This window comes from Mycobacterium sp. Panama NTM2 (assembly GCF_054355555.1).
On the sequence record NZ_CM135953.1, the window covers coordinates 2,302,238 to 2,314,603 of the forward strand.

The 12,366-nt window shown below is 69.0% G+C and carries 10 protein-coding genes; 8 read left to right on the forward strand and 2 right to left on the reverse strand.

What is annotated here, in order from left to right; genetic code table 11:
- The first annotated feature begins 13 nt into the window (after positions 1-13).
- From ACXYX3_RS11025 to ACXYX3_RS11060, 8 genes are all read left to right on the forward strand, one after another.
- Complete coding sequence (locus ACXYX3_RS11025; protein WP_458611708.1) at positions 14-3,358, forward strand: transglutaminase family protein; 3,345 nt, start codon at positions 14-16, stop codon at positions 3,356-3,358.
- Complete coding sequence (locus ACXYX3_RS11030; RefSeq protein ID WP_374238320.1) at positions 3,358-5,991, forward strand: circularly permuted type 2 ATP-grasp protein; 2,634 nt, start codon at positions 3,358-3,360, stop codon at positions 5,989-5,991. Before ACXYX3_RS11025 ends, ACXYX3_RS11030 begins: the two co-directional genes overlap by 1 nt.
- Positions 5,988-6,923 carry a transglutaminase family protein gene (locus ACXYX3_RS11035; RefSeq protein ID WP_241203791.1) on the forward strand — a complete coding sequence of 312 codons (936 nt, stop codon included), beginning with the start codon at positions 5,988-5,990 and terminating at the stop codon, positions 6,921-6,923. Before ACXYX3_RS11030 ends, ACXYX3_RS11035 begins: the two co-directional genes overlap by 4 nt.
- Positions 6,916-8,001: a zinc-binding metallopeptidase family protein gene (locus ACXYX3_RS11040; RefSeq protein WP_458611709.1), complete on the forward strand. Its 1,086-nt coding sequence runs from the start codon at positions 6,916-6,918 to the stop codon at positions 7,999-8,001. Before ACXYX3_RS11035 ends, ACXYX3_RS11040 begins: the two co-directional genes overlap by 8 nt.
- A gap of 92 nt (positions 8,002-8,093) precedes the next feature.
- Positions 8,094-8,927, forward strand: a complete 834-nt coding sequence (locus ACXYX3_RS11045) for a DUF3097 domain-containing protein (RefSeq protein ID WP_458611710.1) — start codon at positions 8,094-8,096, stop codon at positions 8,925-8,927.
- Between the two features lie 9 nt (positions 8,928-8,936).
- Positions 8,937-10,265, forward strand: a complete 1,329-nt coding sequence (locus ACXYX3_RS11050; protein ID WP_241203788.1) for a replication-associated recombination protein A — start codon at positions 8,937-8,939, stop codon at positions 10,263-10,265.
- A gap of 96 nt (positions 10,266-10,361) precedes the next feature.
- Positions 10,362-10,676: an ArsR/SmtB family transcription factor gene (locus ACXYX3_RS11055; RefSeq protein WP_241203787.1), complete on the forward strand. Its 315-nt coding sequence runs from the start codon at positions 10,362-10,364 to the stop codon at positions 10,674-10,676.
- Positions 10,673-11,143: an SRPBCC family protein gene (locus ACXYX3_RS11060; RefSeq protein ID WP_458611711.1), complete on the forward strand. Its 471-nt coding sequence runs from the start codon at positions 10,673-10,675 to the stop codon at positions 11,141-11,143. Before ACXYX3_RS11055 ends, ACXYX3_RS11060 begins: the two co-directional genes overlap by 4 nt.
- Here ACXYX3_RS11060 and ACXYX3_RS11065 read toward each other — a convergent pair.
- Both ACXYX3_RS11065 and ACXYX3_RS11070 read right to left on the reverse strand, forming a co-directional pair.
- Positions 11,140-11,673 (reverse strand): FBP domain-containing protein, encoded by a 534-nt coding sequence (locus ACXYX3_RS11065; RefSeq protein ID WP_458611712.1) that lies wholly within the window; start codon positions 11,671-11,673, stop codon positions 11,140-11,142. The genes ACXYX3_RS11060 and ACXYX3_RS11065 overlap by 4 nt on opposite strands.
- A 249-nt stretch (positions 11,674-11,922) precedes the next feature.
- Positions 11,923-12,237 (reverse strand): GlsB/YeaQ/YmgE family stress response membrane protein, encoded by a 315-nt coding sequence (locus ACXYX3_RS11070; RefSeq protein ID WP_241203785.1) that lies wholly within the window; start codon positions 12,235-12,237, stop codon positions 11,923-11,925.
- Positions 12,238-12,366: the final 129 nt, after the last annotated feature.

Below are 12,366 nucleotides of genomic sequence, written 5' to 3' on the forward strand. Positions count from 1 at the left end.
GGGATCTAGCGCTATGGGGATCAAGGTTGCCCTCGAGCACCGCACGAGCTACACGTTCGATCGGCTCGTCGAAGTGTTCCCACATGTGGTCCGGCTGCGACCGGCCCCGCACTCCCGCACGCCGATCGAGGCGTACTCGCTGACCGTCGAGCCCGCCGACCACTTCGTGAACTGGCAGCAGGACGCTTTCGGCAATTTCCTGGCCCGGCTCGTGTTCCCCACTCGCGCCCGCAGCCTGACGATCACCGTCGGGCTGATCGCCGACCTCAAGGTGATCAACCCGTTCGATTTCTTCATCGAGGACTACGCCGAACAGATCGGCTTCACCTATCCACCTGCCCTGGCCGAGGATCTGAAGCCCTACCTGCGGCCGGTCGACGAGGAGCACCCCGGATCCGGACCCGGGGACCTGGCCGAGGCGTGGGTGGCCAACTTCTCGGTCGCCCCCGGCACGCGCACCATCGACTTCCTGGTGGCGCTGAACCGGGCCGTCAACGCCGACGTCGGTTACAGCGTCCGGCTCGAACCCGGCGTGCAGACCCCGGATACGACGCTGCGCACCGGCATCGGCTCATGCCGCGACTCCGCCTGGCTGCTGGTGTCGATCCTGCGGCAGATGGGACTGGCGGCCCGCTTCGTCTCCGGTTATCTGGTCCAGCTCACCTCCGACGTCGAGGCACTCGACGGCCCGTCCGGCCCGGCGGCGGATTTCACCGACCTGCACGCCTGGACCGAGGTCTACGTGCCCGGCGCCGGCTGGATCGGACTCGACCCCACCTCCGGGCTGTTCGCCGGCGAAGGGCACATTCCGCTGTCGGCCACCCCTCATCCCGAATCGGCGGCCCCGATCACCGGCGCCACCGAGCCGTGCGAGACCACGCTGGAATTCAGCAACGTCGTCACGCGGGTACACGAAGATCCGCGCGTCACGCTGCCCTACACCGAGGCCGCGTGGGCGGCCATCAACGCGTTGGGGCACCGGGTCGACGACCGACTGAGCGCAGGCGACGTGCGGCTCACGGTCGGCGGGGAGCCGACATTCGTGTCCATCGACAACCAGACCGATCCGGAGTGGACCACCGACGCCGACGGGCCGCACAAGCGGCAGCGGGCCTCGGATCTGGCGGCTCGACTCATGTCGGTGTGGGCGCCGCAGGGTCTGGTGCAGCGCAGCCAGGGCAAGTGGTATCCCGGAGAACCCCTGCCGCGCTGGCAGATCGCGCTGCTGTGGCGTGCCGACGGCGAGGCGCTGTGGCGCGATCCGACGCTGCTGGCCGACCCGTGGTCGGAGCAGCCGACGACATCCGACGCTGCGGCCGACGCTCCGCAGCGGTTGCTCGCCGCGATCGCCGACGACTTCGGACTGCCGCGCAGCCAGGTCCGGCCCGCCTACGAGGACCCGCTCAGCCGGCTCGCCGCGGCAGTGCGCCGCCCAGCGGGGCAGCCGGTCGCCGAGTCCGACGACCTGGCCACCGACAGCGCGTGGGCACGCGCACAGCTGCTGGCCAAGCTCGACGAGCCGGTCACCGAACCCGCCGCGTTCGTCCTGCCGCTGCACCGCCGCGACGACGACGCCGGCTGGGCGAGTGCGGACTGGACGCTGCGACGAGGGCGAATCGTGTTGATCGACGGCGATTCTCCTGCGGGCTTGCGACTGCCGCTGGCCGCGATCAGCTGGCATCCGCCGCCACCCCGCCCCGACGCCGACCCCACTCGAGATGTCGGTCCGCTGGACCTCGGCGAGGAGGAATCGGCGGAAGTCACCGACGCCGACGCGGTGCCCACGACGGCCCTGGTCGCCGAGATCCGCGACGGGCTGCTCTATGTGTTCCTGCCGCCCACAGAGGAACTCGAGCACTTCGTGGATCTGGTCGCACGCATCGAGGCGGCCGCGGCGGCGCTTGCCTGCCCGCTGGTGATCGAGGGGTACGGGCCCCCGGCGGATCCGCGGCTGCAGTCCATGACGATCACCCCCGACCCGGGTGTCATCGAGGTCAACGTCGCGCCGACGGCCAGCTTCGCCGAGCAACGCGAGCAGCTCGAGACCCTGTACGCCCAGGCGCGGCTGGCCCGGTTGTCGACCGAGTCGTTCGATGTCGACGGCACTCACGGCGGCACGGGCGGCGGCAACCACATCACCCTCGGCGGCATCACCCCGGCCGACTCGCCGCTGCTGCGCCGGCCGGATCTGCTGGTGTCCCTGCTGACCTACTGGCAGCGCCATCCCGCGCTGTCGTACCTGTTCTCCGGGCGCTTCATCGGCGCCACCTCGCAGGCGCCCCGGGTGGACGAGGGCCGCCCCGAATCGCTCTACGAGCTCGAGATCGCCTTCGCCGAGATCGCGCGGTTGTCCGCGGTGGAGGACTCCGACGACGACTCCGACGACGACGGCGACAGCGCTCCCGGGTGGATCATCGACCGGGCCCTCCGTCACCTCCTCACCGACATCACCGGCAACACCCATCGCGCGGAATTCTGCATCGACAAGCTCTACAGCCCCGACAGCGCCCGCGGCCGGCTCGGCCTGCTCGAGTTGCGTGGCTTCGAGATGCCGCCGCACCCGCAGATGGCGATGGTGCAGTCGCTGCTCGTCCGCGCCCTCGTCGCATGGTTCTGGGAGAAGCCGCTGCGAGCGTCGCTGATCCGTCACGGCGCCAATCTCCATGGTCGTTACCTGTTGCCGCACTTCGTGATCCAGGACATCGCCGAGGTCGCGGCGGATCTGCGCAGTCACGGCATCGAATTCGACACCAGCTGGCTGGATCCGTTCACGGAGTTCCGCTTCCCCCGCATCGGTACCGCGGTGTTCGGCGGCGTGGAGATCGAACTGCGCGGTGCCATCGAACCATGGAACGTGCTGGGGGAGGAGGCCACTGCGGGTGGCACCGCACGCTACGTCGATTCCTCGGTGGAGCGTCTGCAGGTGCGGCTCATCGGCGCCGACCGCCAGCGCTTCGTGGTCACCGTCAACGGGCACCCGATTCCGTTGCTGGCCACCGACAATCCCGACGTCCAGGTCGGCGGCGTGCGGTACCGGGCGTGGCAGCCGCCGAGTGCGCTGCACCCCTCGATCACCGTGGACGGGCCGCTGCGCTTCGAACTGGTGGACACCGCCAGCGGTGTGGCCCGCGGCGGCTGCACCTACCACGTGTCCCACCCCGGTGGACGCTCCTATGACACCCCACCGGTCAACGCCGTGGAGGCTGAGTCCCGGCGCGGACGCCGCTTCGAGGCCACCGGTTTCACGGCCGGCAAGGTGGATCTGCAGGATCTGCGCGAGAAGCAGGCCCGCCAATCCACCGACGTGGGCGCGCCGGGGATCCTCGACCTGCGGCGAGTGCGTACCGTGCTGTCCTGATGGCCGTACCGACCGGGCTGGAGTCGCCCAGCCATGACGATCCGCTGGTGCCCTATGCGGTCATGCGGGCCCAGCAGACGCTGTTCGACGTGCGCAGCGCGGTGGCTGCGCCGGCGGGCGGATACGACGAATTGTTCGACGCTGCTGGGCAAGTCAGGGCTGATTGGCAAGAGCTGGCGGACAGTGTCACCGAGCGTGGCAGGCCGGGGCTGGACCGATTGCGCGCCGTGGTGCGCGATCTCGTCGACAACGACGGCATCACCTACATCCGGACCGAGGACGAGTCGGCGGTACCGGGCCCCTGGCAGCTGGACGCCCTGCCGCTGATCGTCTCGGCCGCCGACTGGAACCGGCTCGAGGCCGGTCTGGTCCAGCGGTCCCGCCTGCTCGACGCCGTGCTCACGGACCTGTACGGCGAGCGGCGCGTGCTCAGCGGCGGCGTGCTGCCGCCACAACTGGTGTTCGCTCATCAGGGCTACGTCCGTGCCGCGCACGGCATCACGATTCCAGGGCGACATCAGCTGTTCCTGCACGGCTGCGACATCAGCCGCGCCGGCTCCGGCGAGTTCGTCGTCAACGCGGACTGGACGCAGGCCCCGTCGGGGGCGGGATACGCCCTGGCCGATCGTCGAGTCATCGCGCACGCGATCCCGGACCTCTACGAGCAGATCGCCCCGAGGCCGGCGTCCCCCTGGGCGCAGGCGCTGCGGCTGGCGCTGGTCGACGCGGCCCCCGACGCGGCCGAGGAGCCCACCGTGGTGGTGCTCAGCCCCGGCATCCGGTCGGAGACCGCGTTCGATCAGGCGTACCTGGCCGGCGTGCTCGGCGTGCCGCTGGTGGAAAGCGCCGACCTGGTGGTGCGTGAGGGCAAGCTGTGGATGCGCTCGATGGGCACGCTCAAGCGCGTCGATGTGGTGCTGCGCCGGGTCGATGCCGCGTACGCCGACCCGCTGGACCTGCGCGCGGATTCCCGGTTGGGGGTGGTGGGTCTGGTGGAGGTGCTGCGTCGGGGCGCGGTGACGGTGGTCAACACGCTCGGCAGTGGTGTCCTCGAAAGCCCGGGCGTCATGCGCTTTCTGCCCGCACTGGCCGAAGCGCTGCTCGGCGAGACCCCGCTGCTGCCGAGTGCGCCGATGTACTGGGGCGGCATCGACGTCGAGCGGTCTCATCTGCTGAGTCATCTGTCCTCGCTGCTGATCCGGCCGGTCGGAGGTGGCGAGCCGATCGTCGGGCCCGAACTGTCGACGGCGGCGCGCGACGCACTCGGGGCGCGGATCGCGGCCTCGCCATGGCAGTGGATGGGCCAGGAACTCCCCGAGTTCTCCAGCGCCCCAGCTGATTACCTTCCTGGCGGGTTGTCGCTCTCGCAGGTCGGGATGCGGCTCTTCACGGTGTCCCAGCGGGGCGGGTATGCGCCGATGATCGGTGGCCTCGGCTATCTGCTGGCGGCCGGATCTGCCGCCTACGATCTGAACAGCGTTGCCGCAAAGGACGTCTGGGTGCGTACTCCGGCGCGGGTGAGCCCCGAGACCGTGGTGGTGCCGCCGTCGGAGGAGTCGTTGCCGACCCCCGCCACCGCCAGTCCCACACACGAGATCAGCTCCCCGCGCGTGCTGTCGGACCTGTTCTGGATCGGTCGCTACGCCGAACGTGCCGAGCACACGGCGCGTCTGCTGACCGTGACCCGCGAGCGCTATCACGAGTTCCGCCGCCGGCAGGCGATGGACGGCAGCCAGTGCGTGCCGGTGCTGCTGTCCGCTCTGGGGGACATCACCGGCACCGATATCGGCGCTGCAGATCGACACGAGATGGTGGCCACCGCGCCGACCACGCTGTGGTCGCTGACCGCCGACCGGCACCGACCCGGGTCGCTCGCGCAGTCGGTCGAGAGACTGGGGCTGGCGGCCCGCGCGGTGCGCGACCAGATGTCCAACGACACGTGGATGCTGCTCTCGACACTTGAACGCACGCTGCTGCAGGCCGGCGACAACCCACCGGAATCCCACAGCGAGGGAGAGGCGTTCCTGACGTCGACCAACACCGTCGCTCTGGCCGGGCTGCTGGCGCTGTCGGGGGTGATCGCCGAATCGATGGTGCACGACATCGGCTGGACGATGCTCGACATCGGCAAGCGCATCGAGCGGGCGCAGGTGCTCACCGCGCTGCTGCGGGCCACCCTGACCACCGCGCGTCCCCCCGAGGCCGAGCAGACCGTCATCGAGTCGACGTTGGCCGTGTGCGAGTCGCTGGTGATCTATCGCCGCCGCAACCCCGGCACGATCAGCGTCGCCGGCGTGGCCGAACTGGTGCTGTTCGACGACGAGAACCCGAGATCGCTTGTGTTCCAACTCAACCGGTTGCGGGCGCACCTGAAGTCGCTGCCCGGCTCCTCGGGGTCGTCGCGGCCGGAGCGGTTGGTCGACGAGATCGCCAGGCGGTTGCGCCGAGTCGAGCCGGACGATCTCGACGATGTCGCCGCCGACGGCAGCCGCGAGGAGCTCGAGGACCTGCTCACCGCGTTACACACCGGACTGCGGGATCTGTCCGATGTCATCACCACGACGCATCTGGCGCTGCCGGGTGACATGCAGCCGTTGTGGGGCCGGTACGAGCGCCGGGTGGTGCCGGCATGACACTGAGCGAGCATGCGAGCGAATCAAAGGCAGCGAGTGAGCGTCGGTACGCGATCACCCACCGCACCGTCTACACCTATTCGGACGTCGTCACCAGCTCCTACGGTCGCGGGTTCCTCACCCCGCGCGATTCGGCACGGCAGCGGTGTCTGTCCCACGAACTGCTCCTCGACCCCGAGGCGGCCGACAGTTCCACCAGCCGCGACGGCTGGGGCAACGTGAGCACGTACTTCCACGTCACCCGGCCCCACCACCGCCTCTCCGTCACCAGCCGCTCGGTCGTCGAGGTGGCGCCGCCGCCGCCGGACGTCTACCAGGGGCCGTCGGCCCGCGCGCCGTGGGAGATCGCCCGCCCGGTCGGCCCCGAGGGGGCGTTGGCGAGCGAGTTCACCCTGGACCTGACGCCCCCGGAGATCACCGACGAGCTGCGTGAGTACGCGGCGCCGGTGTTCACCCCGGGTCGGCCGCTGATCGACGTGCTGAGCGACCTCACATCACGCATCTACTCCGATTTCACCTACCGATCCGGGTCGACCACCGTTTCCACCCAGGTGAGCGAGGTTTTGGCGGCGCGGGAAGGGGTATGTCAGGACTTCGCCAGGCTCGCGATCGCGTGCCTGCGCGCCAACGGACTGGCAGCGAGTTACGTATCGGGCTACCTGGCCACCGATCCGCCGCCGGGAAAGGAACGAATGGTCGGGATTGACGCGACGCACGCCTGGGCGTCGGTGTGGACGCCGCAGAACGTGTGGCTGGGAATGGATCCCACCAACGATCAAATGATCGACGAACGCTATGTCACCGTGGGTTTCGGTCGCGATTACGCGGACGTGCCCCCACTGCGCGGCATCATCTACACGGACTCCGAGAGCAGCACCATCGACGTCTCGGTGGACGTCGCACCCTATGAGGGAGAATCGCTCGATGCGTGATTTCACCTGCCCCAACTGCGGTCAGCGGTTGGCGTTCGAGAACTCGGTGTGCCTCAATTGCGGTAGCGCACTGGGCTTTTCACTCGATGACATGGCCCTGTTGGTCATCGCCCCTCCGGCGGAGAGCGAACACGCAGGCGCGGTCGACGAGACCCGCTTCCAGCTGTGCGTGAACATGCACCTCGCCGAGTGCAACTGGCTCGTCGAGAAGGGGCCGATCGCGAAATTGTGCGTGTCCTGCGCACTGACCCGCACCCGGCACAACGACGCCGACACGATCGCGCTGGCTGCCTTCGCCGCGGCCGAGAAAGCCAAGCGCCGCCTGATCGTCGAGTTGCACGAGCTGAAGCTGCCGATCGTCGGACGCGACATGGACCCCCAGTTCGGCCTGGCCTTCGATCTGCTGTCGAGTCAGTTCGAGAAGGTGTTCACCGGTCATGACAACGGGATCATCACCCTCGATCTGGCCGAGGGCGACGATGTGCACCGCGAACAGCTGCGGATCTCGATGGACGAGCCGTACCGCACCTTGCTCGGGCATTTCCGCCACGAGATCGGTCACTACTACCAGTACCGGCTGATCGGCACCTCACAGGAGTACCTGCAGCGGTATCACGAGCTGTTCGGCGATCCCGAGGCCGACTACCAGGAGGCGCTGGACCGCCACTACAGCGAGGGTGCTCCGGCGGGCTGGGAGGCCGACTACGTGTCGTCCTATGCCACCATGCACCCGGCCGAGGACTGGGCCGAGACCTTCGCCCACTACCTGCACATCCGCGACACGCTGGACACCGCCGCGGCGTTCGGAATGGCGCCGGCGGCGGCCACCTTCGACCGGAGGGCGTTGGGCCCCAGCGGATTCGACACGATGATCGAGATGTGGCTCCCGCTGGCGTGGGCGCTGAACATGGTCAACCGGTCGATGGGCAAGGACGACCTGTATCCGTTCGTGCTCCCGGCTCCGGTGTTGGACAAGATGCGGTTCATCCACACCGTCATCGACGAGGTCACCTCCAGCCCGACCAAACTCGCCGAAGTCGGTGCGCCTGCCGACGAGCAGAGCCAGCAACTGGGCTAGGCGGCCTCACGAACCCGGTGGCGCTCCGGTGTGAGGCAACACGCGGCGCGAGGATCGACCACCCGGCCCCGACCGATCCCTAGGATCGCCGGGTGGCCGATCGTTACGGCGCCGACATCCTGGCGCGCAATCCGCACCGCAAGCCCCGTTCGACCGAACAGCCGATCGAGATCGGGATGGTGGTCGAAGACGCGGCCAGCGGCTTCGTCGGCGCCGTGGTGCGGGTCGAGTACGGCCGCATGACGCTCGAGGACCGGCGCGGGCGTACCAAACCCTTCCCGGTGGGGCCGGGGTATCTGATCGACGGCAGGCCGGTGATCCTGACCGCACCCAAGAAGGCGGCTCCAGCTGCGCCGACGCGCACCGCGTCGGGCTCGGTCGCGGTTGCGGGCGCCCGCGCGAAAGTGGCGCTCGCCAGCCGTATCTACGTCGAGGGCCGGCACGACGCCGAACTCGTCGAGCAGGTGTGGGGGGAGGATCTGCGCCTCGAGGGTGTCGTCGTCGAATACCTGGGCGGCGTCGACGACCTCGCGGCGATCGTCGCCGAGTTCCGGCCCGGGCCGGGCAGGCGCCTCGGGGTTCTGGTCGACCACCTGGTGGCGGGCTCGAAGGAGGCGCGCATCGCCGAGCAGGTGCGGCGGGGCCCGGGCGGGGAGCACACGCTGGTGGTCGGTCATCCGTTCATCGACATCTGGGAGGCCGTCAAACCCGCGCGGATCGGCGTCGCGCAGTGGCCGAGAGTGCCCAAGGGTCAGGACTGGAAGCACGGGGTGTGCGAGGCGCTGGGATGGCGACATCGCGACCAGGCCGACATCGCTGCGGCGTGGCAGAAGATCCGTGGCCGGGTGCGGGACTGGACGGACCTCGAGCCCGAGTTGATCGGCCGCGTGGAGGAGCTGATCGACTTCGTCACCGCACCCGTGTAAGCAGGGAGCGTGTCCGACAGCCTGTTCGACGTTCCCGGTGAGCGCGCGCCCTCTGACGCGCAGCTGGTCGGGGCGGCGGTGCCGCTGGCGGTGCGGATGCGGCCCGCGTCGCTCGACGAGGTCGTCGGCCAGCAGCATCTACTCACCGGCAACTCGCCCTTGCGCCGACTGGTCGAAGGCTCTGGCGCGGCATCGGTGATTCTCTACGGCCCGCCCGGCACCGGCAAGACCACCCTCGCATCGCTGATCTCGCAGGCCACCGGTCGCCGATTCGAGGCGCTGTCTGCGCTGTCGGCCGGGGTCAAAGAGGTGCGCGCCGTCATCGAGGAGGCGCGGGTCGCGCTACTGCGGCGCAGCGAGCAGACGGTGCTGTTCATCGACGAGGTGCACCGATTCTCCAAGACCCAGCAGGACGCACTGCTCGCAGCGGTCGAGAACCGGGTGGTTCTGCTGGTCGCGGCCACGACGGAGAACCCGTCGTTCTCGGTGGTGGCGCCGCTGCTGAGCCGCTCGCTGATCCTGCAGCTGCAACCGCTGACGGCAGAGGACATCAAGGCGGTGCTGCGCCGCGCCCTCGACGACGAACGGGGCCTGGCCGGCAAGGTGCCGATCACCGACGAGGCGCTGGATCTACTGGTGCAACTGTCAGCCGGCGACGCGCGCCGCGCTCTGACCGCGCTGGAGGTCGCGGCCGAGTCGGGGGACATCACGGTCGAGGTGATCGAGCAGTCGCTGGACAAGGCCGCGGTGCGCTACGACCGCGACGGCGACCAGCACTACGACGTGGTGAGCGCGTTCATCAAATCGGTGCGCGGCTCCGACGTCGACGCGGCGCTGCACTACCTGGCACGCATGCTGGTCGCGGGGGAGGACCCGCGGTTCATCGCGCGCCGACTGATGATCCTGGCCAGCGAGGACATCGGCATGGCCGACCCGACGGCCCTTCCGACGGCTGTGGCGGCCGCCCAGACCGTGCAGCTGATCGGCATGCCCGAGGCGCAGTTGACGCTCGCGCATGCGACGGTGCACCTGGCGACGGCGCCGAAGTCGAACGCGGTCACGACGGCGATCGGCGCTGCGATGGCCGACATCCGGGCCGGAAAAGCGGGCCTGGTGCCGCCGCATCTGCGCGACGGGCACTACTCGGGGGCGCAGAAACTCGGCAACGCGGTCGGCTACCGCTACGCCCATGACGAACCGGGTGGTGTTGCCTCGCAACAGTATCCGCCCGACGAGGTGGTCGGTGTCGACTACTACCGGCCGACCACCCACGGTGCGGAGCGTGAGATCGCGACGCGGGTGGAGAAGCTGCGCGCCATCATCCGCCGGACGCGCTGAGACCCCTTGACCAGGTCACAGGCACCCGTTAGAGTCGTGATCAACCAATTGGTTGATCAAAAGAAAGGTTGATCACTGGCCGACGACGAGGACCGCTTGGACCGCGCCTTCCTGGCGCTCTCCGATCCGGTGCGGCGCGCATTGGTCGCGCGGCTGTCCCGTGGCGCGGCCACGGTCAACGAGCTGGCAGCACCGTTCGCCATCACCAAACAGGCTGTCTCCAAACACATTCGGGTGCTGGAGGAGGCCGGTCTGGTGACGCGTACCCGCGACGCCCAGCGCCGCCCGGTGCACCTCGACGCGGGTGCGCTGGAAGCGATGACGGCGTGGATCGACCGCTACCGGCTCGATGCCGAACGCAACTACCGGCAGCTCGACCAGCTGCTCGCCGAGAAAGGACACTCACGATGAGCCCCCTGCACGTGACCGCACCCGTGGACACCCTCGCCATGGAGTTCACCCGCGAGTTCGACGCCCCGGTCGGGGCGCTGTTCGCCGCGCACGCGGACCCGGACCTGGTCCGGCAGTGGCTCGGACCGCGCGATCTGGAGATGGAGATCGCCGAATGGGACTTCCGCGATCACGGCGGCTACCGCTACACCCACCGCAACGAGCGCGGCGCCTTCTCGTTCAACGGCACCTTCCACACCGTGCGCGCGGGCGAAGTCATCCTCCAGACCTTCGAATTCGACGGTGCGCCCGACATGGTGAACCTCGAGTACCTGTGGTTCGACGACCTCGGCAACGGCCGATCGCGGCTGCGCGGGCGCTCGATCTGCCCGAACACCGACGCGCGCGACGCCCTGCTCTCGTCGGGCATGGAAGGCGGCATGACCGAGGGGTACGACAAACTCGACGAGCTGCTGGCTCGCGACTAACCGTCGGTGGCGAGCACCTTGTCCACGAACCCGTGCACCTTTCGGCGCAGGTCCTCGACCCGCCCGGCGCGGATGCGTTGCAGGTCGGTGCCCTTGTGGAAGGCGGGTGGCGGCCGTCGCACGTTCCGGGAACAGCTGAAGTCCGCGCAGATCAGGGTGCCGACGGTGTCGCCCTTGCGGCCGGCCGCCCCGGCGCGGCGCACGGCATAGAGCACCGCGTCCTCGGTGAGGGTGACGTCGTTGCACCACGTGCACATGGCACGTCCCCGAGGCGTGCTCGCTGCGCGGTTCAGCAGCAGCGTGATGGGTCCGTCGAGGCCCTCGACCCCGGTAGTTCTGTCGAGGCCCTCGACGACGAGATACGCGCGGCGGGGGATCTTGGGATCGGTCCAGCCGTAGTACTCCAGGGCGTCGAAGTCGACGCTGTCGAAATCAGGTGCGAAGGTGACCTTTTTGACCTCGCCGCGGGTCGCGCCGCGGAAGGCGCCCAGGATCTGGTCACGGGTGTAGGCGTGCATGAACGAAACCATCCGATGAGGGGAGGGCGCACGGAGCGCCGGTGAGTGAGGACATGACTGCGCCGCCGACCCCGCAGGTCAGCGACGGGGCGCGGTCATCTGATGTCGGCGTAGGCGCCGACGACCTCCTCGACTCGGTTGTTCACCGGAGAGACGTTAGTGGGTGACCCCGTTGGGGGCCAAGGATTTATCTGTCACAACGGGAGTGATCCCGACTGGTCGGGGGCCCAGCCGGGATCACCACGAAGGGAGTCCGGCGCGTCAGCGCAGGATTCCGGACCGGCGACCGCCACCCATCAGGCCGCGGCTGCGCCGGCGGCCCATGAGTGAGGCCACCAGCGCCACGCCGAGCGCGGCGACGATGACCTGGACGAGGAGTTCGCCCCAGTCGATCCCGTTGGTGACGGTCGGAACGCCGATCGCCCGCGCGATCGCCGTACCGATGAAGGCGGAGACGATACCGACGAGGATGGTGAGCAACATCCCGATGGGTTGCTTGCCGGGGACGACCAGTCGGCCGAGTACGCCGACCACGATGCCGATGAGAATTGCGGTGATGATGCCGGTGATGGTCATTTCTTCCTCCAAGAATTGCGGCTGAGCGCTGAAATACCCGAGCCCGTTCTGCAATAAACGCTCGCGTCAACCGGTGTTTGACCGGCGGCCGCCGGGGTAGTCGGCGCCGGAACTGGACGGCGTTCTCGG